This window comes from Chryseobacterium culicis (assembly GCF_002979755.1).
GTDB classification, from domain to species: domain Bacteria; phylum Bacteroidota; class Bacteroidia; order Flavobacteriales; family Weeksellaceae; genus Chryseobacterium; species Chryseobacterium culicis_A.
Window position 1 is genome coordinate 518607 of sequence record NZ_PCPP01000002.1, and the last position, 24708, is coordinate 543314.

Here is a 24708-nt window from a genome sequence, read left to right on the forward strand (position 1 = left end):
TTCTGATGAAATGGTAAATATTGAGCGGCGGCTTTAGATTTGTTTTAATTAAGATTAAAATAGAGAATTACTATCAAGACTCTCGAAATAAGTATCAATTTCGAGATCCGAAGAATTGGCTGCTGCCACGGCTAATTTGTCGCAAAGCTCATTCTCAAAGTGTCCTGCATGGCCTTTTACCCAATGCATTTTTGGGGTGTGCTTATTGTATAGCTCAACGAATTTTTTCCAGAGGTCAGGGTTCTTTACATTTTTCCAGCCTCTTTTGATCCATCCGGCAATCCAGTTTTGGTTGATGGCATCAGATACGTACTTGCTGTCAGTGTAGACATGGATTTCATTTTCTGTTGATTTCAGTTTTTCCAATGCCGTGATAACAGCCAGAAGTTCCATTCTGTTGTTCGTGGTTTTTCGAAAACCTTTTGAAAATGTTTTCTGGTAATTTTTTTCAGGAACGCGCATGAGAATTCCATATCCGCCTTTTCCCGGATTTCCGCTGCAAGCCCCGTCGGTATAAATTTCGATTCTCAAATCTGTTTTTTAAAAATTGATGTATTGACAGTAAAATTAAAATGAATTTGATCTAAGCTTTAGTCTTCCTTAAAATGGGAAGTCATCATCATCATCAAAATCATTCATTGAAGAACCGGAAAGTTTTGAGCTGTCCGGAAGGTCGAATGCTGCTCCCGGCTGAATGGTTGTTTTGATCTTGTCAAAGCCGCTTGGTTCTCCGAAGTTGGAAGGGTATCCACCACCGGCACCGTCAAGTGCAGCTTCAATATCACCAAATTTTGCAAAATGTTTTAAGAATGATAATCTTACATCTGCTGTAGCACCATTTCTGTGTTTTGCAATAATCAGCTCAGCCTGGTTTTCAGTAGATGTTTCCTGCCCTTCTTCATCATTATCCCAAACGGTAATTTTATAATACTCCGGTCTGAAAATGAAAGACACGATATCTGCATCCTGCTCGATCGCTCCCGATTCCCTCAGATCTGAAAGCTGAGGTCTTTTTCCTGGACGGGCTTCCACACTTCTTGAAAGCTGGGAAAGAGCAATTACCGGAACGTTAAGTTCTTTTGCAATGGCTTTTAATGAACGTGAAATCATGGAGATCTCCTGTTCACGGTTTCCAACTCCTTTTCCTCCACTTCCTGCTGTCATCAGCTGAAGGTAGTCGACCATGATAATCCTTACTCCATGCTGCATTACCAGTCTTCGGCATTTTGCACGGAAGTCGAATATAGAAAGGGAAGGGGTTTCGTCAATATATAAAGGAGCATTTTCCAATTCAGATACATTGGAGAATAGCCTTTGCCATTCTTCATCATCCAGCGTTCCTTTTCTTAATTTTTCTGAAGAGATTCTGGTTTCAGAAGCAATCATTCTGGTGATAAGCTGTACGGATGCCATCTCGAGAGAGAAAAGAGCCATAGGAACTTGGTGGCCTACTGCAATATTTCTCGCCATGGAAAGCAGGAATGCTGTTTTCCCCATCGCCGGACGGGCTGCAATAATGATAAGGTCAGAGTTTTGCCATCCACCGGTTTCTTTATCCACATCTCTAAATCCTGAAGGAACTCCTGAAAGTCCTTCCTTATCTTTCAAAGATTTAATGGTATCAATAGCCTGTTTTACCAATGAATTGGCGGTATCGAATCCTTTCTTAATCGTTCCGTTGGTGATCTCAAAAAAAGACTGTTCCGCTTTATCCAAAAGTTCAAAAACATCGGTTGATTCTTTATAGGAAGAATCAATAACGTTGGCAGAAACATTGATAAGGCTTCTTAAAATATATTTTTCAAGAATAACACGTACGTGATATTCAATGTGGGCAGATGAACTTACTCCCATAGTAAGATCAATGATGTAATGATCACCACCTGCCTGGCTTAGTTTGTCGCCTTTTTTTAACTCCTGAATAATGGTCATTAAGTCTACCGGATGGTTGCCTTCATAAAGCTTTAAGATGGTAGAAAAGATGACCTGATGTCTCGGATCATAAAATACTTCTGAGGTAAGAAGGTCAATGGAATGGTCAAGCCCTTTCTTATCAATTAAGAAGGTTCCGATAACAAGTCTTTCGAAATCCACTGCATTGGGAGGCATTTTTCCATCCGCAATAGACAATTCTTTTGCAAAGTTTCCGTGTGTCAGGGATGATAATGTTTCTTTCTGCGCCATGATGCAAAGATAGTTTATTTAAAAAATAATAAGAAAATAGTATTCAACAAATTATTAGCAGTTCTCTGCAATCTGCTGTAAACAGGAGGTTGGTCTTGTTGATAAAAAAAATCACCTCAGATTGAGGTGATTTTTCAAAAAGATGAAGTAAAACTTATTCTTTATTCTTTACCAATACCCATCCTGAATATTTGGTTTCGGTATTGTCTTTATTGTTTTCGTTCCATGAGATCGTGTACCAGTAGGTTCCGGTAAGAATTTTCTTACCAAAGGCTGTTCCGTCCCAAGAGAAGTTATTCATTCTATTTGCTTCATGAAGTTTGTTTCCATATCTGTCATATACAATGAAGACTAGATTTTTCTTGTAAGCTAATGCTGAGTAGTCAATAACATCATTTACGTTATCTCCGTTAGGCGTAATAGCGTTAATAAGGTTAGGAACCGTCACAGTTACCTGAATAGGAGTACAGTTGTAAGTATCTTTTACATAGATTGTGTTCTCTCCTCTAGGAAGTCCTGTAAATATATTGGAATCCTGCCAGTTAACACCATCTACAGAATACTTGTAAGGAGGAACTCCACCTGAAGCTGTTACAGTGATATTATTGTTGTTAATTTCTATTCCTGAGATTACAGGCTGAAGACTTGCGTGTACACGTACTTCCTGAAGGGTGAAACATTTTCCGGTCTGAAGTTTTACCCAATAAACACCCACACCTACGTTGTTGATCGCTTGTGTAGTTTCACCTGTGCTCCATTCGTAGCTTACAAATCCAGGTCCTGCATCTAAAGTAGTTTTGGCTTCTGCACAAATCGTTTTATCCTTTAATACAGCTGATTTTACCGGAGGTAATACAATCAGTTCTATCTTAGCAATCGAATAACACAGCTTGTCATTATCTACTCTTGCATATACCGTTTTGCTTTCTGAAAGATAGTTTAATGCCATTACAATAGGGTTTGTCTGTGCTTGGGCATCAGCTATAGAGGTATAATATTTGATAATCGTTCCGGCAGGTGTTGGAACAGCTACTCCGATATCTGCTTTAGAAAGGTCAAATGTTGAGCGGGTAACATCGTTATCAATATAACAGTTTTGCAGTACAGCGTCTTTCAATACAACCGTAGGGTAGAATAATAATCTGATCGTAGTGGTTGCAATACATCCGAAAGTAGAAACTACTTTTACGTATATCGTTGTTTCGGGAGAAGTATAGTTGGCAGGATCTGTAATTTCATTAATCTCTGCGTTCATATCAGCAATGGTAGCATAATACTTAATGGTTGCACCACCACCTCCAAATACATTGGCTGTTGTTAAATTATATTTTGCAGTACCGGCTCCATAGTTGTTACAAGAGTATAAAGTGGCCGCATTGGCTGAAATACCCACGTTGACAAATTTAAATTTCCCTGTTATGAAACATCCGTTAATAGGGTTGTTCGGATTGTTTGGATCTTGGTATACAACTCGGTAATAGTATGTTGTAACCCCATCAACAGTTGCTACTGTAAGAGGGCTTTGTCCTGTAAGAGCATCGTTGGTTGTTTTATGATAACTAACCTTGAAGTTAGGGCTGTTACCATTGATGATAGCTGCAGAAAGTGTTGTAAAATCAAACTGCGTAGGTAATGCACAAACCATCACCTGGTTCGGGTCAGTAGGAGTAGCTCCAGGAATTCCCGGTGCAATAAATGGGTTAGGGGAAAGAACCGGATCGTTAAATGCGGAACTTAAACTTGCCGTACCCGACCATTCTAAAGAGAAACCATTAACGGATCTACTGAAGTTGTCAATCACCAAATAATATGTTTGACCTGCCAGCACATCCATGTAAGGACTCCATTTACCATTGTTCATACTGGATGTAACGCCAGGAGGGTTAGTAGGGAATACTGCAGGTGGAGCAAGAGTAAGATCCAGACCTGTGTCTCCCGGAGTACCGCTATAGTTACATCTTATAGGCTGTATGAAGACATGATCTGCATTCTGTAAAGAAGCACAACCGTTTGCTGTTGGCCCATACACTGCAAAGTCATAATCGTCCCCTTGATCGTTAGGTTTTATTTTAAATGCCAGTGTTCCTGGTGAGGATACCGTGAAGGTGTACCAAACGGTATATCTTTCATTGGTACCAAGACATCCTCCGTTTTGGTTAAGAATTTCTATGATATTTCCAGGTCCTGAAGGGGTGTAAGAAATGTCAGAGTTACCACAGATGGGAATTGCTGTGACACAGTCTGACTGTGAAAAGGCCATTTGCGTTATCAATAAAATAAAAAGAAGTAATATTTTTTTCATTGTTAAAACTATTTTTGTTAAACAAATTTGAAATCAATAAATTTTATCATTATTTGTAAAAGAAAAAGCCGCCAAAGCGGCTTTTTATATTGTTAAGAATTACTCTCTGTTTTTTACAACAATCCAACCTGAAAACTTGAAAGGAGTGTTCTTCTTGTCATTCTCATTCCATGTTACAGAATACCAGTAAGTACCAGTTGGGATTTTCTTGCCGGCAATTGTGCCATCCCATTTGTAACCATTGGATTTGTCTCCCTGGTGGATTTTTGTTCCATATCTGTCAAAGATACTTAAAACTAGGCTTTGTTTATCTGCCATAGCAGAATAATCTACAACATCATTTACACCATCTCCGTTTGGAGTGATCATATTGATAAGGTTAGGAACTACTACGGTAACTTCAATAGGCTCGCAGTCATAAGCATCTTTTACGTATACTTTATAAGTTCCTCTTGCTACATTGGAGAATGTATTAGAGGCTTGCCATAAAATTTTATCCATAGAGTACTGGTAATCCGGTGTTCCTCCTATCACATTGATTGTTAATGTAGTGTTGGAGATATCAACGTTGGTTACTACCGGTTGCTCAGAAGGATATACGGTCACCTTTTGAGTGGCAACACATTCTCCTGTTTTTAATTTTACCCAGTAAACGCCCACTCCTACATCTTTGATAGACTGGGTTGTCGCTCCTGTACTCCATTCGTAGCTTTTAAATCCAGGTCCGGCATCTAACGTTGTTGTATCTTCTACACAAATGATTTTGTCTTTCAGAACACTAGACGTTACCGGAGCAATTACAGTTAAACCAATTTTTACTACTACAAAACATCCTCTGGTATCAGATACTCTTACGTAAACCAAACCACTTGGTGCAATATAGTTAGCATTTAAAATCTGGTTGGTTCCATCTACTGCATCTGTCAGTGAAGGGAAATATTTTTTAGTGATACCTGCTTGCGGTGTAATGACAGCAGCGTTATCAAGGTTGAATAAAGCTGTGGAAGGATTGGCTTCAAGAAAACATGATCTTAATTCTGCATCTTTTGCGATAATTGCCGGGTAGAACTTAAGGGTAATTTCTGCAATATCAGTACATCCGAATACAGAAGTTACTTTTACATATATTTTACCTTCTGCAGAAACAAACTGATAAATGTTTGTAATCTCATTGATTGAGTTATTCAGATCATATAAAGTATAATAATATTTTTTGGTTGCCGTAGGATCAGCAAAAACAGCGGCCGTAGTAAGGTCATACATTGCCGTACCTGCATTGTTGTTGTTACAGCTTGTTAGCGTAACGTCTGTAGCTGTTATGGTACCATCTTTAAATTTAAATTTACCAGTCTGTCTACATTTGTTAATAGGACTGTTAGGATTCGTAGGATCCGTATAGTTGATGCTATAGAAATACACTCCAACAGGAGTAACTGTTTGAGGCCCAATAAGAGGGTTGTTACCTGTTAAGGCATCATTTTGGCTGGTATGATAGCTGATGCTGAAGTTAGGGTTACCGTTCAGAATTCCTGCTGATAATGAGGCAAAATCAAAAGTAGCCGGGTTTGAACATATCACAACTTCTCTTGGATCATTAGGATTAGCTCCCGGAACTCCCGGTGGGATAAACGGATGAGGCTGTATATTCGGATCTGTGAATGGAGAAGATAAAGTAGCTGTTCCACCCCATGATAATTTGAATCCGTTAGCCGTTTCTCTGTGGTTATTTACAATCAGATAGTAAGTCTGGCCAGGCAATACATCAAGGTATTTTACCCATTTGTCTCCTGTTGCATCCTCACTAAGGTCTGTTGAGGTCATGTTAAGACCTGTGTTTCCGCTTTGTCCTGAATAAGAACAACGGATCGGAGCTCCAAGATTACCACAAGATTTGTTAGGGCCATATACTCCAAAGTCATAATCATCTCCCTGATCATTAGGGATAATTTCAAAGGTAAGGGTTCCTGCTGTAGCTATGGTAAAAGAATACCATACAGAGTACTTTTCATCAGAAGTTAAACATCCGCCCAAATCTTCTGCAATGTCCCCGTGTCCGCCTGGTGTATATGAAATATCCGAGTTACCACAGACTGCCATTGCAGTATTACAGTCTGATTGGGCAAATAGAATATGTGAAAATATGAGTAAGAAAACAAGTAATGTTTTTTTCATAAGAGTAGATTTTAAAAAGAAATATTAAAAGTTTTTTTTACTAAAAAAATGCTGTCCTTTATCTGATATAAAAAATGATGCGCTGATCATTAAGTGAATTTTAAAGCTTTTATATCAAAAAAAACTGATCATCCGATGTATTCAGAAGATCATGCATTTTCTTACGGTTAATTTGTTCCTATCAACTGTTTTCCCCAGCTAGGTGAACCGGATGAAGGGGTTGATGTTTCAAATTCTTGGGCTGCTTTTTGATATAACTTTATTGCTTCTACCTTGTTTCCTTGTTTTTCAGCCATTTCAGCTTTTAAGAAGGAAAGTCTTGGGTTATTCTTTAAAGTTGTTTCGGCTTTATTCATGAAGCTTGTAACAGTCTTTAGTTCCTTTTTGGGATCTGCAGTTGTTTTTATCCTGATTTTCTGAAAATGAATAAGAGCAAGAAGAAGGTTTACTTCTCCGTTATTCTTTTCCGAAGCAAGTGCCTGCATTGCCAGCTTTCTTGCAGACTCATTAGGATCTCCAAGAGGGCTGTTCGGGCTGTTCTTTAACAGGAAATTTGTTTTAAGATATAATGCTGCAGCTGCATAGTAATTAGCCTGCCATTTTTCTGAAGTTTTAGCCTCTGAAAACTTAGAGAAAAGCATATCATAGTCGTTTTCTGTTTTAGCAGTATTGAGCTGCAGAACAGTTTGTTGTAAGGTTTGATCTGAAAAAAATTGAGCATTCATCAGAGAACCTGCCATGAGAAAGCTCAAAAATAGTAAAAGTTTAGTCATAGGGGATATTTTATGAAGCAAATATAAAAAATTATTAACGTTAAATTAAAGATTTTGAGATATATTTAATGAAAGTAATATATTGGTTTTTAATATGGTATTTTATTCTTTAGGTTGAATTATATGGAGATCGTAAAGATATGAGTGGTTTTAATGAATATTTATAGTTTAATTCTTTTATAAGGTTTTAAAAAACAGGTATAAAATAAAAATCAGAATAGAAAAACGTTCTATTCTGATTTTAAGTATTTCGAATTCTGATTTTTTTTGTCTCAGATTTTAAATAGACTGATAAACAATAAATTAATATTGCATCTTTCTCAATTTAGGATTGGTACTTCCTACAAGCAAAGCAATTAAAACAGTCATACAGCCGCCAAATACAACGGAGCGTACAACCCCTAATAATTTAGCCATAAGTCCACTTTCGAATTGCCCCATTTCATTGCTGGACATAATGAAAATTGAATTCACACTCAGAACACGTCCTCTGATATGATCAGGTGTTTTCAACTGAACAATTGTACCTCGGATAACCACGGAAATTCCATCAAGCATACCACTCATCACCAGGAACATAAAAGACAACCAGTACAGCTTTGATAAGCCGAATCCAATGATGCATAGTCCGAATCCCGTAACAACGACAAGAAGTATTTTTCCCTGATTTTTTCGCAGAGGGACAATCGACAAAATAGTAATAATACACATGGAACCAATGTCTGAAGCTGCATTCAATAAACCGAAGCCTTCAGCTCCTGAATTTAAAATATCTGTTGCAAATACAGGGATCATTGCCACCGCACCCCCGAAAAGTACCGCAAACATATCAAGACATAAAGCACCCAGAATTTCTTTGGTTTTAAAAATATAAGAAATCCCTTCACGCATACTTTCCACTATATTCACCGTTTCTTTTTTATATTCTGAATACTGCTTATGGAGCTGCCAGAAAAATAATGAGGCAACAAATATTAATGCTAAAATAGCAACCAGAGTCCATTTTACGCCGATGAATCCAATAAGAACACCACCAATTGCATGTCCGCAAACAGAAGAGATCAGGAAAGTGGCCTGGTTCAGAGTTACTGCATTCGGAAGGTTTTCCTTCTTTACAATTTTAGGAATCATAGAAGGAACGATAGGCCCGATAAAAGCCCTTGCTATTCCCGTAAAAAAGATAACTCCATAAATATAATATGTAATCTGATGACCGGTGAAATGCATTTCTACATCCAGAAAGGCCGGAATCAGCAGAAGCCCGATCAGGAAAATGTAAGCATAATTGCAGATGAGAAGCAGCCTCTTTTTTTCATTCATATCAATAACATGTCCCGCATACAGCGCACAGCTTACAGCAGGAATAACCTCTGAAAGTCCGATAAGGCCTATTGAAAAGGGATCTTTTGTTAATTGATACACCCACCATCCTAATAAAGTGGCAAGCATTCTGAAAGCTAAAACAATAAAAAATCTCCCGGTGAGAAGATTTCTGAATTCAACATTTTGTAATGTTTGTAACGGGGTAAAGGAAATCATGAACAAAAATAGCCCTAAAAATTTATTTAAGGCTATTCATATGACAATTTCTGAAAGATATATTAAATATATCTCAAAAGATAAAATCTATTTTAGTCAGCTCTGGAAGAACTCAATACGATGGCTGCAACTCCTGCTGCACCAATGATAGTAGCTCCTGCAGCAATTCTTGCTTTTCTTCTGTCTTTTACAGCCGCTACATTTGATTTAGGAATAATTACTTCTGTACTGTCTTTTTTACCGGCTGTACCTACAAGATTTTCGCCAACGACATTTCTGAATAAGATGGTCTGTTTTGGAGAGCCGTCTCTCATAGTGACTTTATATACTTTTCCGGCTTCAAGATTAGAATAGTTGTTTTTTGAAATATCTTCGCTGTATTTTGTCGTAGCACAAGACGTAATAACAAATAAAGACGTTAGTAAAGATGATTTCAACAGTACAGATGCTTTCATTATTTTCTTTTAGTTTTTCAAATTTATAATTTTTTTCGAATATACGTTTTCGGAATTGAAAAAATATGATTAAAGTTTGTAAATTTCTAAGAGATTTGCAATCTTTCTGTCATTAGCCAATCTCGGAGTCTTATTCTGGCCTCCTAATTTTCCCTGAGATTTGGCATATTCATGAAAGGCATTTTTTTTAAGTCTCGTAATGTGTAGCTTCTGTAAAATATTTCCTGAAATCAAATCATCATAATAAGTATTCCTTGCCCGCAGCTGTTGATCCAGTTCCTCTCTGAATGCTTCCAAATGCTCCGGTTCTTTTTCAAATTCAATCAGCCATTCGTGATAAGGAAGGCCTTCGGATGGATTTACCTGAGGAGCAAGATGAAATTCCGTAATCTGTGCCGGATATTTTTCAAGCGTAGCTTTCATAGCCTCTTCTATTTCAAAGGCAATCACATGTTCTCCAAATGCAGAAGTAAAATGTTTGGTTCTTCCGCTTACCAAAACCCTGTACGGGTCTTTGCTGATAAACCTTACAACATCTCCAATAGAATATGCCCATAATCCGGAATTAGTGGTAAGAATCAGCGCATAATCTTTATGAAGTTCAATTTCTTTTAACGTTAATCTTCTCGCTCCGGGCTTACCATATTCTTCCAAAGGAATAAATTCATAGAAAATTCCATGATTAGTCAATAGCAGAAGTCCTTCTTTGGTATAGTCGTCCTGGAAGGCAAAAAAACCTTCAGATGCCGGGAAAGTCTGAACAATATCTACTGTACCGCCCAATAATTCTTCCATTTTATCCCGGTACGGTTCATAGTTGACTCCTCCGGTTACAATAAGCTGAAGATTAGGGAAAAGCTGTTTGATCTTTTTACCATGTTTTTCCGATAGTTTCTCAAAATACATAATCAGCCATGGTGGGATTCCAGAGATCAGTGTCATGTTTTCACGTTCTGTTTCCTCAATGATTTTGTCTACTTTGGATTCCCAGTCTTCCATAATGTTGGTTTCCCAGCTTGGAAGGCGGTTTTTTTGGAGGTAATTAGGGATGTGATGGGCTACAATGCCGGATAATCTTCCTGTTTTTATTCCGAATACCTCTTCAAGCTCCGGGCTGCCCTGCAGAAAAATCATTTTTCCGTTGACGAAATCAGCATTGTTTTTTTTGCTGATATAATGAAAAAGGGCACTTTGAGCTCCTGCAATCTGAAATGGCATTCCTTCCTTGGAAATTGGAATATATTTAGATCCTGAGGTTGTTCCCGAAGTTTTGGCAAAATATTCCGGAGTTTCTGTCCATAGAATATTAGACTGTCCTTTTTTTACCCTTTCAATATAAGGTTTCAGATCTTCATAGTCGGCTACAGGAACTCTGTCCTGAAATTCTTTTACAGAATGGATATTTTCAAAATCATGTTCACGCCCAAAAAGTGTCTTTTGAGCAGTGTTTACCAGAGAAATTAATAGATCATCCTGATTTTTCTCAGCATTTTTTTTGAAATCCTCTGCTTTTTGGACATGTTTCTTTGCCCAGATCAGCGCCGCATTTTTCTTGAAGAAGTTTAACATGGGTCAAATTTATAAATAAGTAGAGAATCTGGAATCATTTTTTATAAAGCTTCACATAAAAAAACCGATGGAACAGGTTCCATCGGCTTTTCGAAATTTGATTATGAAAATAACAACTATATGTTAATGTTATGCTTATTTGTTGGCCTTATATCTTTTATCAGGCGTACCGTCTTTTTTCAGGTGTTTGTTTTCTTTATATCTCTTATCCGGTGTACCGTCTTTTTTCATTTTGGCAGCCGGTTGTGCAGGCTTCGCCGCTTTTGCATCCATGGCCGGTTTTGCAGCTTTTACTTCTGCTGGTTTAACAGCTTTTGCAGCCGTTGCTTTTACAGGTGGATGTGCGGTAGCGCTTGTAGCGGGAGCAGTCTGCTGAGCAGTGGCAAGTCCTAATCCCAGGATCAAAGACATTGCAGATAAGAATTTTTTCATAAGAATTAATGTTTGTTTTTTGTTGAATAAAGATATACAAAAAGCAGGCTAGAAAGTTGGGTTTTTGAAACTTAACTAAAGTTTATTACAGCTTAAAAAAAAATTAAAACGCTTCATTTATCATAAAAAAGCCTGCCTTCAAAGATGAAGACAGGCTTGCATAATATATAAATAGACAAATCTAACGCGTACAGTTGGCTGTCCACGTTTTGCCGTCTTTTGCAAATAATATTTTTAAGGTATTATTGTCAATTCTGATATAAGAGGTTGCTGTAGAACCAATCATAACCAAAGTATGGTCTCCTTCCTGATTGAATTCAATTCCGTTAAGATCCGGAATACTGTTTGAGAAAGCGAAATTATACTTGGTACCGCTGGCGATTTTTGTTACAAATACACTTCCGTTATCGGTACTGATGCTGGTAGAGCCTCCATCATTATAGGAAATCTTTCCTTTATAGGTTCCGGCAAAAAATTCATTGTTTACAGGGTCGTCATCTTTGCTACACGACGAAAAAGATAATGCTGTGAATAGTAACAGCATCATAACTCCTAAGATTTTAATTGCTTTTTTCATAATATCATTCTTAAATGTTTGGTTATCCTTAAAAGGCCAAACACTATGCCATGAGGGGAAACTTGAATTTTTTTAACAGGTTATTAAATAAAATTGTAAAAAATTAAGATTTCTGAGGGTAAGTCCTTCATTTTAAACGTTCAGTCTTTCAGTTTTTCCGGGGAAGAGAAAAAATATCCGTACCTTTGTACCTCATAAACGGTTTCGGAAAACTCCCGAAATCGCTTTTGTCGTTTATACCTTTACTATCTATGCAGTTAAAATCCATTAATGAAAAGTTCCTTCCAGACCTTATGCAGAAAGAGTTTGGGAAAGAAATTTTTACCCAGCTAGAAAACAATCAGCATATTGCTGTAAAAGGAAGTGCCGGATCTTCGGTTTCTATTTTTGTCGCTGAGCTTTTTTTGGTTCAGAAGAGAAATATTCTTTATCTGGTAGACGATAAAGAGGATGCATTGTATGCCAATACGGAGATGGAAGATCTTCTTGGTAAGGATAAAGTGCTGTATTTTCCTGCCACCCATCTTGAACCTTATCAGGTGGAAAAAACACAAAATGCCAATCTGGTTTTAAGAACCGAGGTGTTGAATAAAATCAATTCAGGAAGATCTCCAAAAGTGATTGTAGCTTATGCCGGAGCCTTATCTGAAAAAGTTTTGAAAAAGGAAGATTTTAAAGCAATTTCTCATCATATAAAAGTGGGCGACCAGCTTGATTTTGATTTCGTGGATGAGCTGCTTAATCATTATCATTTCCAGCAAGCTGATTTCGTTTCCGAACCTGGAGAGTTTTCAGTAAGAGGAGGGATTGTAGATGTGTTTTCCTATTCACATGAAAAACCTTACAGAATTACCTTCTTTGGTAATGAAGTGGAAAGTATTAAAACCTTCGATATCGAAACTCAGTTGTCGGTGGATAAAGTGAAGGATTTCCAATTGGTATCCAATATGAACTTTTCAGTAACGGGAACCAGAGTGTCCTTGCTTCAGCTATTGCCTAAAGAAAGTTTTGTGGTTACCAAAAACGGTATGGTGGGAATGCAGAAGATCAGGACATTCTACGAAAAATCTCTGGAGAAATATGATACATTAAGTAAAGATATTGCGCACAGAGCTCCACAGGAACTTTTTATTTCTGATCAGGAGTTTCTATTCGATTATAAAAAATTCAAAACGGTTGACTTTGGAGGAACGGTGATTGAAGGACTGAAAGAAATTACGGAGGTCAAAATGGAACAGCTTCCACAACCGTCTTTTCATAAAAACTTTGAATTGCTGATTGAAGATATTGAAGAAAAGCAGAATGTCGGATTTGATACCTGGATTTCCTTTTCAACAGAAAAACAGAAAGAAAGACTGGAATCTATTTTTGAAGAACTTGAACATGAACTCCCTTTTAAAAGTTTTAAATCTGAACTTCATGAAGGTTTTGTAGATAATGGCCATAAACTGATGGTTTATACTGATCACCAGATTTTTGACCGTTACCAGAGATATAAAGCTAAAAATACTTTTGCAAAATCTGAACAGCTTACCCTGAAAGACCTGATGTCTTTGAAAATCGGAGATTATATCGCCCATATTGATCATGGAATCGGGAAATTTATGGGACTTGTAAAAGTTAATAACGATGGTAAAATTCAGGAATGCTTTAAACTGACCTATAAAAATGGAGATTTATTATATGTAAGTATTCACTCTCTGCATAAGATTTCGAAGTACAACGGACCGGATGGAAGAGAAATTGTATTGAGTAAACTGGGATCTCCAACCTGGAAATCTTTGAAACAGAAAACAAAGGCGAAGGTTAAACAGATTGCTTTTGATCTTATTCAGCTATATGCTCAGAGAAAAACGGCAAAAGGTTTTGCTTTTACACCAGATTCCTATCTGCAGAACGAGTTGGAAGCAAGCTTTATTTATGAAGATACACCAGATCAGGAAAAAGCGACCATAGATGTGAAAAAAGATATGGAAGCTGATACGGTTATGGACCGACTTGTGTGTGGTGATGTAGGTTTCGGTAAAACGGAGGTTGCCATCCGTGCTGCATTTAAAGCGGCTACAGACGGGAAGCAGGTTGCGATATTGGTTCCCACGACTATTCTTGCTTTTCAGCATTACAGAAGTTTTAAAGAAAGACTTAAAGATTTTCCGGTAAATGTTGGTTATGTAAACAGATTCAGAACAGCTAAACAGAAATCAGAAACATTAAGTGCTCTGAAAGATGGAAAGGTGGATATTATTATCGGGACTCATCAATTAGTAAGCAGCTCTGTTAAATTTAAAGATTTGGGCTTGCTGATTATTGATGAAGAACATAAGTTTGGAGTTTCAGTAAAGGATAAGCTGAAAACACTTAAAAGTAATGTAGATACGCTTACTCTGACAGCTACTCCTATTCCAAGAACTTTACAGTTTTCTTTAATGGCTGCAAGGGATTTATCTGTTATCAAAACACCACCGCCTAACAGGCAGCCTGTAGATACGCAGTTGATAGGATTTAATGAAGAAACTCTTCGAGATGCTGTTTCCTATGAACTTCAGAGAGATGGACAGGTCTATTTTATCAACAACAGAATTGAAAATCTCAAAGATATTGCGGGACTTATCCAAAGGCTGGTGCCTGATGCAAGAGTGATCACAGGACACGGGCAGATGGAAGGAAAACAGCTGGAAAAGAATGTGCTGGATTTTATGGAAGGGAAATATGATGTTCTTGTCTCTACTACCATTGTAGAAAGTGGGGTGGACGTTCCGAATGCCAATACTATCTTTATCAATGATGCCCAAAGGTTTGGTATGGCAGACCTGCATCAGATGAGAGGAAGAGTAGGACGTAGCAACAGAAAAGCATTCTGTTATCTCATCACTCCTCCTTACGATATGATGACTTCAGATGCCAGAAAACGTCTGGAAGCCATTGAGCAGTTTTCGGATCTGGGAAGCGGTTTCCAGATTGCAATGAAAGATCTTGAGATCCGTGGTGCCGGTGATCTTTTGGGGGCTGAGCAGAGTGGATTTATCAATGAAATGGGGTTTGAAACCTATCAGAAACTGATGCAGGAAGCTTTAGAAGAACTGAAAGATGATGCTGATTTTGAAAGCCTTTTTGAAAATGAAGAAGACAGGCAGAAACTTTTCAAATCTGTGAAGGATGTTAATATCGATACAGATTTAGAGTTGATGTTACCCGATTCATACATTTCCAATACGGAAGAAAGGTTGTTGTTGTATCAGAAAATTGCAGAGATTAATAATGAGGCGGATCTTCATCAGTTTGAACTGGAATTGATTGACCGTTTCGGAGCATTGCCAAAAGAAGCGGTCAATCTCTTGAAGAGCGTTTCTCTGAAATGGCTTGCTGCTGATATTGGCTTTGAGAAAATTGTCATGAAAAACGGGGTGTTTTTAGGATACTTTCCGGGGAATCCTCAGGATAAGTTTTATCAGACTGACCGATTCAGGCATATCATTAATTATCTGACCCGAAATCCTGCTGAAGCACAGCTCAAAGAGAAGTCAGGAAAAGAAGGTAACCAACTGATGATGAGAAAGGAAAGGGTTAAAAATGTAGATGAGGTTAATCTATTGCTTAAAGCTATCATTGAACATAATTAAATTTTATTTTTTATTTGTTGGAAATAAGATGATAAAAGTTGTGAAAAACGTATAAGAATATTAAATTTTTATACGTTTTTTTGTGATTGTTATCATGTTTTTATTTTGTAATATTCCTGTTACAGAGAATTAAGGGCCTTTTTAGGGGCTTGAAATCACTTTCTGATGATTAAAGAATTCTTGTAAATGCCCGTACAGTAAGGGTTTGAGACGTTATTCTCTTTTTTTTAATTGTGAAAAGTGGAGTTATGTAGAAATAATTCTACTTTTGTGTGTTATTAATTCTATTCTGTAATGCGTTTATTTCTATAGGTTTACCGATATATAACTGGAATTTTTTGGACTTCATTGTTTACCTTTGCAGTCCTTATTATGAAAAAACTTATATATTGCTGCGCGGCTGGACTTCTTTCATTCTACGCCAACGCACAGGTGGGAATAGGTACAGCGAAACCGAAATCTGTTCTTGATGTGAACGGAAAAACCACCTTAAGAAAAGAACTTAGAGTAGGCGGGACTTCAACTCAGGCTGGAAATGCCGGGTTAAACGGCCAGGTTTTGGTTTCTCAGGGTGAGGGTTTGCCTCCTGTGTGGAAATCTTTGAATGTTTCCTTTATGGAAGAGGGACAGTATAAGCTGATCAATTCTTATCTGTCGTCTGATCAATTAGGGGTTACCTCTATTTCTAATGGGGTTGCCGGGGATAATATCTATACAAACAAAGTGGGAGATAATGTCACTGATGCAGCTAAAGGTAACTGGAAAAAAATTGATGGTCTTAAAAATACGTTTACAATCAAAAACGGAAAAAACAGGATCACTTATCAGTTTCAGACAGGTATTGAAATGAAGGCACAGTCATCTACCACTATAGAAAGTGTCAGATTTGCCTGTGGTGTTTTCAGAAACGGTTTATTGGTGGCTGTACGTCCGGATAGAATTGCTACGAATAACAACAGTGGAAAAAATGGTCTTCAGGACTATATCTTTACCCTCAATTATACGGAACAGAATGTCCCTGTAGGGGTTCACAATATTGAAATTGCATGCCGCAAGATCGATACTTCAAATTCCACTTCAGAATTTTCAATCGGAAGTAATGTACAATCTTCAAGTGGAGTATCCAGCTCGTTTACTTTGGAATCTACCATGAAAATGGATGTTATCGAATACGTGAGCTATAAAACTAACTAATGATGAAAAAACTATTATCAACACTGCTTTTTAGCATAGGACTTTTGGCAACAGCTCAGGTAGGAATAAAAACAGATACCCCAAAAGCACAGCTTGATGTAAACGGAGATGCCAACTTCAGAAATAAGATTGGTATTTTTAATGCCACAGATAACACCGTATTTCAGGGAAATAATGATCAGCTTTTGGTTTCCAGAGGTGAGGGTTTTGCGCCAATCTGGAAATCCCTTCGTATTCCTGAATATGAACCGAATAAATTTTATCTGATCTACAATAACTCCTTTTCAGATAAAGTAGGAGTTACCTTTACCTCTTCAGAAGATTCTACGGTAGGTTTCGCTTCAAGAGGGGCAACTTTTACCAAAGGAAAAGAACTTAACAGTCTTCCGGGTTTTAAAAAAATTACGAATCTTTCAAAGACGATCAGTGTATTCAGTACTCAAAGTAAGGCTTACTTCCAGTTCGAAACAGTGGTTCAGGCTGACTTTGGAGCAGTAGGATCAGTAGATACTTCAATAGATTATGCTTGTGGTATTTTTGTAGATGGTAAACTGGTGAACCTGAGACAAAGGAATTTAAAGGCCATTACCAGTACACATCCGTTTCTTACCCATACTCAGATCGGGATTGTAGATAATCTTGCTAAAGGAGATCATACGGTAGACGTTGCCTGTACAAGATTGGGTTCTTACGGAGCTTCCGGCAATAAACTTTCGATAGGAATTAATGGATATTCTAACATTAATGACTTTATTGCCCAGTCATCTCTAAAAGTTGACGTATATGAAGTTCCAGAAGTGTTTAACACAATTATAAACTAAGCAGGTCATGAAAAAAATACTATTTGTAACATCACTTCTTTTAGCTGTTATAGTAACTGCACAAGTGGGAATTAATACTCCTAATCCAACGAATATGCTGGATGTAAACGGAGATCTGAATATTGGAAAAGAATTAAGAACAGGAGGTACTGATATACTGAAAGGATCTGCCGGAACAGCAGGTGATATCCTGCATAATAATGCAGATTTAAACACCAATGACTGGAAAGCAATAAAAATTGCTGACGGACAAGGAAGTATGTCTGTATTTTCAATAAATACGGTTTCAGACAAGACAGGAGTTAGTTTTTCAGGAAATAATGGTTCAACTAACCCTTACGGTGACGGAGATCCATTAAATGCGAATTGGTCTGTACTTACAGGAACAATGGATACTTTCTCTGTGACCAATCAAACGAATAAAGCCACTTTTTCGTTTCAAACAACAGTACAGAAAACAGGCTCCAATTCTGCAAGTTTTGCCTGTGGGGTATTTGTAGACGATGTGTTGAGAGCCGTAAGAACTGACGTATTGCTTGGTGATCCAGGAGCATATAAAATTTTCAATCTTAATGCAACACTGACTAATCTTATGCCTAAAAATGATTATAAAGTTAAAGTTGCCTGTACAAAAAGAGCTATTTCCGGATCAACACTTGGAGTAGGAACTGCGGTGAATACTACCTTCCTCAATAGCGATATGTCACAGTCTGTTTTGACAACCTCTATATTGCAGCCTTATTAATTTTCATCATAATACAATAATAGGAAATCTAAAAACGTTATGTTTTTAGATTTTTTTTGTTTATTAACTCTATTTCTTGTGAATTTGTTCAGATAAAGTGAAGTGTATTATCGAAAATTGAATTATATTTGGACAAGCTAAAAAAATTCTATATGGTAAAAAACTATTTTTTAAAAATGTTTGCCGGTATTGCTTTTCTTGGGCTGCTGACAGCATGTAATACTACTTCAGATCCTACAGAATCTATCCCGAATCCGGATGATGGACCACCTCCTAAAAGGGTTTTAGCAAAGGTGAGCTCGAATAATATGTCTCAGGAAGACTATGTTACAACAGCTGTAACCGGAGACCTGCAGACTGCTGTGTCTAAAGATGAATCTTTTGCCGGAAGTGCGTATTACACAGGAACGGTAACGTATACTAACAAAAATATCACTAAAATTAAATTTGTAAGTTCAGCAACATCCAGCCTTGTTTATGAATTTAATATTGTTCCCGATGCTACAGGTAAAAAGATTTATAATGCCACATCCACTACAACGGGAGCAACTCCTTCCGCTTCAGTGGTGAGTGATTATGCATTTACCTATGACCCGGTTACCAATAGGCTTACCAAGATTCTTGAGAAGAGAAAAGAAGGAGGAATAAGTGCTTATAATAAATTTATCAACTATGCTTTTGTGTATAGCGGAGAAAATGTAATTCAAGTAGTTTGTTCCAAAGGATTATTGGATATCAACGGAAGTCCAAATATGGGTACGGCTGTAATAAGTAAGTATAGCTTTCAGAACTATGATGCTCAGAAAAGTCCGTACTCCACACTTCCAACAGCTTATTTCATCGCGCGAAGTCTGATCAATCCGGCTCAGTTCTATAAAATATCTCCGAATAACCCTACTTCAATGTATATAGAATTACCGGCACCCGCCACTCCTGTTAATACTGCGCAAAGCTATTCTTATGATAATCAAGGATATGTGGTTGTTGAGAAAAATCAGAATTTAACTTTTACCTATAAAAATTTATAGGAGAAATATAGTTATTAATCTTACCAGAATATAAATAATAATACAATTTTTAGGCAAAAAAAAATTATATTTGTCAAAAAAATAATCAATTACAAGGAAATGAAACAAATTTTCTATTTTATTTTACTGATCGCAGGTTTCTCCTCAATACATTCTTGCAAGGACATGCTGGATGAGGACGGAAATCCATTGTTGGATCTTAACAATACAGGAGGACTAAGCGGTCCCAGAGCATTATACAGAGAAATTACAGATAAAGATACTATCGCAGAATATCACTACAGCGGACTTCTTGTGACTAAAGTACTCACAGACAGTGCTTCCATCACTGATATTATGTACAGTGGTGATAAAATCAGCCAGATTAATTTCAACGGTTTCCTGGATCTTGACGGAAACGGAAAACTTGATAAGGACAGTGTATCGTATACTCAATTATTCACTTATGCTAATAACAATAAGCTTCAGCTGATTTCTGAAAGCCGTTCAACCTTCAGAAGACCTCCGCCTGTAATACCGGGAGGCCCTTCGGGACCACAGACGTTACTGAAAAAAGAGAAAACTGCTTATCAGGTTAAGTACAGTACTGCTACAGGAAAGCTGGATTCAATCATTATGAAGAACGGACCAGATGTTCCGGGAGCTCCACTTAATTTCACAGATTACTCTAAAACAGCTTATACTTACGTAGGAGACAATGTATCTAAAGTGGTAAGAAATTACGGAACAATGACAGGAGGAGTATTTGGTGCTGTTACTGGAAAATATAGCTACGAGTACTATGCATACGATGATCAGGTAAGTCCATTCACATTGTTGCCACATGTATATAAAATCTCAAGATTGTTATCTACAGTAATCAATGATAAAGAAAGTCTTATTTTATCTCCAAACAACCCTAAGAGATGGTCGGTAACAGATCTTACACCACCTATTCCAACTCCGATTGTGAAGAGTACCAATTACGTTTATGATCCTCAGACTTATATGACAAAAGGATATGGCGTTAATTACATCTATAAACCACAATAGAAGAATTTTTTAACAATATTCAAACTCAATCTTTCCTAAGATTGAGTTTTTTATTTTTTATCCCTTAATTTTGCAAAAAATTTCTGATGAAATATTTAATTGTCGGGCTTGGTAATAAAGGCTCAGAATATGAAAATACACGACATAATATAGGTTTTAAAGTAGCTGAAAAAATCGCTGAAACTCTCGAAGTATCATTCAATACCTCCAATTTTGGCTGGCTGGCAGAAGGAAAGTACAAAGGCAGAAAAGTTTTTGTTCTTAAACCGGATACTTATATGAACCTTTCTGGTAATGCAGTGAAATACTGGATGCAGAAAGAAAATATTCCCTTGGAAAATGTGCTGATCGTAACCGATGATCTGGCTTTACCTTTCGGAACTTTAAGAATGAAAGGAAAGGGCTCTGATGCAGGGCATAACGGACTTAAAAATATCAATGAAGTATTGCAGACTCAGAACTATGCAAGGCTGCGTTTTGGCATCTCTGCTGATTTTTCTGCCGGAAGACAGGTAGATTATGTTCTGGGCACGTGGAATGAAGAAGAAACAGAAAAACTTTCGGAGAGAATTGAAACCTTTTCCAAGGCAAGTCTTTCTTTCGTTTTCGCAGGCTTGAATAATACAATGTCTGCATTTAACGGGAAATAATTTCTAATGAGGATAAAGAAGTTCTGAAATTAAAATACAGTTTATCATATTGAATGACTGCCTTATTATTGAGGCAGTCATTTATTTATGTACTTCTAAAATTTTTCTGCTGGTTTTATAATTAATTTATCATCTTTCCTGATAAACAATATCCATATCCAAGGAATACATGATAATATAAAAGATACAATAATATTCTGCATAAATATTTCATTTGCTGCAGGGTTTGTTTGAAACTCAGATATCGCCTGGTTAATTGTGAGTCCCTGTTTTATTAATAAAGCCATTACAGTGATAATATTGGCTGCAAATATGCTTATAATGCTTGTGAAGAAGATGATATATCTTGTCAGTTTTCCACGAAATCCTTTGAAATAATCATAACCTAAAAAACCAAGAAGGCCAATAACAAATGCCATTCCTGAAGAAATAGCTCCAAAATATACAGCAAATAAGACCCAAATGATAATGGCAGGAATTGAAAAAACAACGGACCCTAAAAATCCTGTCAGATAGCTTTTCTCTTTTGAAATTCTTTCCTTTTCAATTTCATAGAATTTATCATCTGTCTGTTTAAAACAATGATCACAAAGGAGTACACCAGTATGGTTCAGATCGTAATAGTTAATTCCTTCATTTGTTTTACAGCTATGACAATTGCTTTGCTCCGGTATGCTTAAGTCTTTTAATAAGCCAACTAAAAAGTCAAACAGAACATAAACAGTGCTGATTTTAGTCGGCATTATATTTTCAGTGAACTTGAAAAAAATAGTGTTTTCTCTGATATCAAAGAAAGTAAATTTTAATCTTTTTTTGTTTATCGTCAGCTCTGTTTTGATTTTTTGCCTTTGTTCCTCGGTCAAATTGCCGGTTGTTACTGAAACATATTTGTATTGAGGAGTGTGTATTATACTTGCATCTGAAACATTGAAAAAATAGCCTTTGTAAAGTCCGAACACCTTATGGTTTGTTTTATGCCATCCAAGGTCTCTGGCTATTTTTTTTGCTTTTGGAAAAATCATATTCTTTTGAGTTTGTAATCATGGTTTGTGAGAGTATTTTCTCAGCAGCACGAATATATAATTATTTTTAGATAATTAAAAAAGCTTCTTTGAAATGAAATTTCAACAAGGTAATTATACCTTGATTTGGAACAAAAAATAAATGCCACCGAATTTCGATGGCATTTTCTGTAAATTATAATTGAAATTTAATGAAGTTACTTCTTATAACCAGGTTACTGCACCGGTCTCAACATCATAATTTGCTCCAACAATTTTAATTTTACCCTCTGCTTCAAGATTTTTAAGTGTTGAACTTTGCTTACGGATATCTTCAATCGCACTTTTTACGTTTTGATGATTAAGCCTTTCCAGAAGTGAGCTGTTTTTTGATGAACGTTCTTCGTTCTCTTCAATGATGTCATTGATGATAGGGTTGAAATGATTGATAAGGTGGTTCAGGTTATCCATTCCCAGTCCTTCAATTTGTGCCGCGTCAAGACCTCCTTTCAAAGCTCCGCATTTCGTGTGTCCTAACACTACGATAAGCTTAGAACCGGCAACGTTACAACCGAATTCCATAGACCCTAAAATATCTTGATTAACAAAATTACCAGCAATTCTAATACTGAATACATCTCCTAATCCCTGATCAAAGATAAGCTCTGCAGAAGTACGGCTGTCTATACAGCTTAAAACTACTGCAAAAGGCCACTGTCCTTCACGGGTAGCGTTCACTTGCTCAAGAAGGTCTCTGTTTGCCTTAAGGTTGTTTACAAATCTCTGGTTTCCTTCTTTTAAGAATTCTAATGCTTTCTCAGGAGTAATAGTTGACTGTGTTTCGTATGTATGTGCTTTCATATTTTTATTGTTTTCGAATTTAAAGTTAAAAAAATTAATTAATTATAGAGATTACATAGCTCTTTTATGCGTAACTAAAATGTGAGAGTCCTCACTTCTTTCGTAATCTCTGTATGAAGTTTTAAACCCTATCAGTTCTACATTGATGTCTTGTTCCTTGGCACGGATATTGGCAAAGTCCTGAATCATTTCCAACACATCGGTTGCAATGTAGGATGTACTTTTCGCATCTATGATCACTGTAGAGTTGGGTTTTATATTTTTAAGTGTTTTTTTGATGGCTGCCTTATTTAAAAATGATACTTCTTCTGCCAGTTTGATATTGATCCCATCAGCGTCATCCAGCCTTTCTCTGCTTAAATAGTAAGCTCTTTTCATATTTCCCTGAAGGATATAGAAAACGGAGATGGTAAGACCAATTCCTACCCCTTTTAACAGGTCTGTTGCCACTACAGCTACCACGGTTGCTACAAACGGTATAAACTGGAATTTTCCTAAGTGCCAGAAATGTTTGAATGTAGCTGGTTTTGCCAATTTATATCCCACTAAAATTAATACCGCAGCTAATGTTGCTAATGGAATTAAATTTAGAATAACAGGAATTGAAAGCACACAGATCAATAAAAAGACTCCATGAATAATAGAGGAAATTTTAGAGGTTGCTCCGGCATTGGCATTGGCAGAACTTCTTACCACTACAGAAGTCATTGGAAGGCCACCAATAAATGAACTGATAAGGTTTCCTATTCCCTGAGCTTTAAGTTCAAGATTGGTATCTGTAATTCTTCTCTGTCTGTCTAAACGGTCCGAAGCTTCAATACAAAGTAACGTTTCAATAGAAGCTACAATGGCAATCGTTGCCCCTACAATCCATACTTTAGGATTGGTAAAACCATTAAAGTCCGGAGTGGTGATCAGATTTTTAAAATCATCAAAAGTCTGCGGAACCGGTAAAGAAACCAAATGCTGGGTTTCGATAGCCAGAGAACTTCCGGACATCTTAAAGAGTTGATTCAAAAGGATACTTACAATTACTGCCACCAATGCTCCCGGAAGCATTTTCATCCTTTTCAGTACGTGGATTTTGTCCCATGCAATAAGGATGGCTACAGAAACTAAAGTAATAACAATGGCTCCCGGATGAATAGCTCCGAATAATTCTGTAAAATATCCGAAATTCAGGCCGTTATCAAAAATAGATTCGTGACCTTCATAATCTTTATCAAATCCTAAAGCGTGCGGAATCTGTTTTAAAATAATAATGATTCCTATGGCTGCCAGCATTCCTTCAATAACGTTATTCGGGAAATAGTTGGAAATACTTCCGGCTCTTACAAACCCTAAAACCAATTGAATAAGTCCTGCAATAATTCCTGCACACAGAAAGAGTTCAAATGCGCCAAGATCTGTTATTGCTGTTAAAACAATAGCCGTCAGACCCGCTGCAGGTCCTGATACTGAAATATTTGAATTACTGATTGTTCCTACTACCAGGCCGCCTACGATACCGGAAATAATACCGGATAATGGGGGAGCACCTGATGCTAAAGCAATTCCTAAACACAACGGAAGTGCTACTAAAAATACCACGAGTCCTGAAGGAAAATTTTCCTTGATTCCTCCTATTAATGATGTCTTTTTCATAATGTGAAGCTGTAAGGTATAACCGGCTTATCTGTTTTTAAATAAGTCAATTATAAAAGTTGAAAAAAATAATTTTTAAAGTACATGCGTATCCGATATCAAAAATGAT

At 36.9% G+C, this 24708-nt stretch carries 20 protein-coding genes; 7 read left to right on the forward strand and 13 right to left on the reverse strand.

Going from position 1 to position 24708, the window contains the following annotated elements:
• Window positions 1-54: 54 nt before the first annotated feature.
• The 10 genes from rnhA to CQ022_RS15455 all read right to left on the reverse strand — a co-directional run bounded on the left by rnhA (window position 55) and on the right by CQ022_RS15455 (window position 12003).
• Window positions 55-531: a ribonuclease HI gene (gene rnhA / locus CQ022_RS15410; RefSeq protein ID WP_105683212.1), complete on the reverse strand. Its 477-nt coding sequence runs from the start codon at window positions 529-531 to the stop codon at window positions 55-57.
• Between the two features lie 69 nt (window positions 532-600).
• Window positions 601-2184 (reverse strand): replicative DNA helicase, encoded by a 1584-nt coding sequence (dnaB, locus tag CQ022_RS15415; protein ID WP_105683213.1) that lies wholly within the window; start codon window positions 2182-2184, stop codon window positions 601-603.
• 154 nt (window positions 2185-2338) lie between these two features.
• Window positions 2339-4486, reverse strand: coding sequence for a T9SS type B sorting domain-containing protein (locus CQ022_RS15420; protein ID WP_105683214.1), 2148 nt, complete (start codon window positions 4484-4486; stop codon window positions 2339-2341).
• Window positions 4487-4585: 99 nt separating this feature from the next.
• Window positions 4586-6658 carry a T9SS type B sorting domain-containing protein gene (locus tag CQ022_RS15425; protein WP_105683215.1) on the reverse strand — a complete coding sequence of 691 codons (2073 nt, stop codon included), beginning with the start codon at window positions 6656-6658 and terminating at the stop codon, window positions 4586-4588.
• Between the two features lie 167 nt (window positions 6659-6825).
• The gene (locus tag CQ022_RS15430; protein WP_123864447.1) at window positions 6826-7431 is read right to left on the reverse strand and encodes a hypothetical protein; all 606 of its coding nucleotides are present in this window, start codon (window positions 7429-7431) and stop codon (window positions 6826-6828) included.
• A 303-nt stretch (window positions 7432-7734) separates the two neighbouring features.
• The gene (locus CQ022_RS15435; protein WP_105683217.1) at window positions 7735-8970 is read right to left on the reverse strand and encodes an MFS transporter; all 1236 of its coding nucleotides are present in this window, start codon (window positions 8968-8970) and stop codon (window positions 7735-7737) included.
• A 92-nt stretch (window positions 8971-9062) separates the two neighbouring features.
• A complete protein-coding gene (locus CQ022_RS15440) occupies window positions 9063-9425 on the reverse strand; it encodes a hypothetical protein (RefSeq protein WP_034691515.1) in 363 nt (120 codons plus the stop codon).
• 69 nt (window positions 9426-9494) lie between these two features.
• Window positions 9495-10994, reverse strand: a complete 1500-nt coding sequence (locus tag CQ022_RS15445) for a GH3 auxin-responsive promoter family protein (protein ID WP_105683218.1) — start codon at window positions 10992-10994, stop codon at window positions 9495-9497.
• A gap of 135 nt (window positions 10995-11129) precedes the next feature.
• The gene (locus CQ022_RS15450) at window positions 11130-11426 is read right to left on the reverse strand and encodes a hypothetical protein (RefSeq protein WP_105683219.1); all 297 of its coding nucleotides are present in this window, start codon (window positions 11424-11426) and stop codon (window positions 11130-11132) included.
• Window positions 11427-11607: 181 nt separating this feature from the next.
• Complete coding sequence (locus CQ022_RS15455; RefSeq protein ID WP_105683220.1) at window positions 11608-12003, reverse strand: hypothetical protein; 396 nt, start codon at window positions 12001-12003, stop codon at window positions 11608-11610.
• A gap of 251 nt (window positions 12004-12254) precedes the next feature.
• Between CQ022_RS15455 and mfd the strand changes: the two genes are divergently transcribed.
• The 7 genes from mfd (at window position 12255) to pth (ending at window position 21093) form a co-directional block, all read left to right on the forward strand.
• On the forward strand, window positions 12255-15623 hold the full coding sequence (gene mfd, locus CQ022_RS15460) for a transcription-repair coupling factor (protein WP_105683221.1): 3369 nt from the start codon (window positions 12255-12257) through the stop codon (window positions 15621-15623).
• Window positions 15624-15995: 372 nt separating this feature from the next.
• Complete coding sequence (locus CQ022_RS15465) at window positions 15996-16817, forward strand: hypothetical protein (RefSeq protein ID WP_105683222.1); 822 nt, start codon at window positions 15996-15998, stop codon at window positions 16815-16817.
• A gap of 2 nt (window positions 16818-16819) precedes the next feature.
• Window positions 16820-17638, forward strand: coding sequence for a hypothetical protein (locus tag CQ022_RS15470; RefSeq protein ID WP_228421737.1), 819 nt, complete (start codon window positions 16820-16822; stop codon window positions 17636-17638).
• A 7-nt stretch (window positions 17639-17645) separates the two neighbouring features.
• A complete protein-coding gene (locus tag CQ022_RS15475; RefSeq protein ID WP_105683224.1) occupies window positions 17646-18383 on the forward strand; it encodes a hypothetical protein in 738 nt (245 codons plus the stop codon).
• A gap of 152 nt (window positions 18384-18535) precedes the next feature.
• The gene (locus CQ022_RS15480) at window positions 18536-19411 is read left to right on the forward strand and encodes a hypothetical protein (protein WP_105683225.1); all 876 of its coding nucleotides are present in this window, start codon (window positions 18536-18538) and stop codon (window positions 19409-19411) included.
• Window positions 19412-19510: 99 nt separating this feature from the next.
• Window positions 19511-20443 (forward strand): hypothetical protein, encoded by a 933-nt coding sequence (locus CQ022_RS15485; protein ID WP_105683226.1) that lies wholly within the window; start codon window positions 19511-19513, stop codon window positions 20441-20443.
• 86 nt (window positions 20444-20529) lie between these two features.
• A complete protein-coding gene (gene pth / locus CQ022_RS15490; RefSeq protein WP_105683227.1) occupies window positions 20530-21093 on the forward strand; it encodes an aminoacyl-tRNA hydrolase in 564 nt (187 codons plus the stop codon).
• Between the two features lie 95 nt (window positions 21094-21188).
• Here the strand turns inward: pth and CQ022_RS15495 are convergent, their stop codons facing one another.
• The 3 genes from CQ022_RS15495 to CQ022_RS15505 form a co-directional block, all read right to left on the reverse strand.
• Window positions 21189-22115: a hypothetical protein gene (locus CQ022_RS15495; RefSeq protein WP_105683228.1), complete on the reverse strand. Its 927-nt coding sequence runs from the start codon at window positions 22113-22115 to the stop codon at window positions 21189-21191.
• Between the two features lie 204 nt (window positions 22116-22319).
• Window positions 22320-22955 carry a carbonic anhydrase gene (locus tag CQ022_RS15500; protein ID WP_105683229.1) on the reverse strand — a complete coding sequence of 212 codons (636 nt, stop codon included), beginning with the start codon at window positions 22953-22955 and terminating at the stop codon, window positions 22320-22322.
• Window positions 22956-23006: 51 nt separating this feature from the next.
• Entirely contained in the window at window positions 23007-24599 is a 1593-nt protein-coding gene (locus CQ022_RS15505) for a SulP family inorganic anion transporter (protein WP_105683230.1), read from the reverse strand.
• Between the last annotated feature and the right edge of the window lie 109 nt (window positions 24600-24708).

Bases quoted from the DNA above. Each gene is read 5' to 3' on its own strand.
- dnaB (WP_105683213.1), bottom strand. From the start codon at position 2,184: ATGGCGCAGAAAGAAACATTATCATCCCTGACACACGGAAACTTTGCA.
- CQ022_RS15420 (WP_105683214.1), bottom strand. From the start codon at position 4,486: ATGAAAAAAATATTACTTCTTTTTATTTTATTGATAACGCAAATGGCC.
- CQ022_RS15425 (WP_105683215.1), bottom strand. From the start codon at position 6,658: ATGAAAAAAACATTACTTGTTTTCTTACTCATATTTTCACATATTCTA.
- CQ022_RS15430 (WP_123864447.1), bottom strand. From the start codon at position 7,431: ATGACTAAACTTTTACTATTTTTGAGCTTTCTCATGGCAGGTTCTCTG.
- CQ022_RS15435 (WP_105683217.1), bottom strand. From the start codon at position 8,970: ATGATTTCCTTTACCCCGTTACAAACATTACAAAATGTTGAATTCAGA.
- CQ022_RS15440 (WP_034691515.1), bottom strand. From the start codon at position 9,425: ATGAAAGCATCTGTACTGTTGAAATCATCTTTACTAACGTCTTTATTT.
- CQ022_RS15445 (WP_105683218.1), bottom strand. From the start codon at position 10,994: ATGTTAAACTTCTTCAAGAAAAATGCGGCGCTGATCTGGGCAAAGAAA.
- CQ022_RS15450 (WP_105683219.1), bottom strand. From the start codon at position 11,426: ATGAAAAAATTCTTATCTGCAATGTCTTTGATCCTGGGATTAGGACTT.
- CQ022_RS15455 (WP_105683220.1), bottom strand. From the start codon at position 12,003: ATGAAAAAAGCAATTAAAATCTTAGGAGTTATGATGCTGTTACTATTC.
- mfd (WP_105683221.1), top strand. From the start codon at position 12,255: ATGCAGTTAAAATCCATTAATGAAAAGTTCCTTCCAGACCTTATGCAG.
- CQ022_RS15465 (WP_105683222.1), top strand. From the start codon at position 15,996: ATGAAAAAACTTATATATTGCTGCGCGGCTGGACTTCTTTCATTCTAC.
- CQ022_RS15470 (WP_228421737.1), top strand. From the start codon at position 16,820: ATGAAAAAACTATTATCAACACTGCTTTTTAGCATAGGACTTTTGGCA.
- CQ022_RS15475 (WP_105683224.1), top strand. From the start codon at position 17,646: ATGAAAAAAATACTATTTGTAACATCACTTCTTTTAGCTGTTATAGTA.
- CQ022_RS15480 (WP_105683225.1), top strand. From the start codon at position 18,536: ATGGTAAAAAACTATTTTTTAAAAATGTTTGCCGGTATTGCTTTTCTT.
- CQ022_RS15485 (WP_105683226.1), top strand. From the start codon at position 19,511: ATGAAACAAATTTTCTATTTTATTTTACTGATCGCAGGTTTCTCCTCA.
- pth (WP_105683227.1), top strand. From the start codon at position 20,530: ATGAAATATTTAATTGTCGGGCTTGGTAATAAAGGCTCAGAATATGAA.
- CQ022_RS15495 (WP_105683228.1), bottom strand. From the start codon at position 22,115: ATGATTTTTCCAAAAGCAAAAAAAATAGCCAGAGACCTTGGATGGCAT.
- CQ022_RS15500 (WP_105683229.1), bottom strand. From the start codon at position 22,955: ATGAAAGCACATACATACGAAACACAGTCAACTATTACTCCTGAGAAA.
- CQ022_RS15505 (WP_105683230.1), bottom strand. From the start codon at position 24,599: ATGAAAAAGACATCATTAATAGGAGGAATCAAGGAAAATTTTCCTTCA.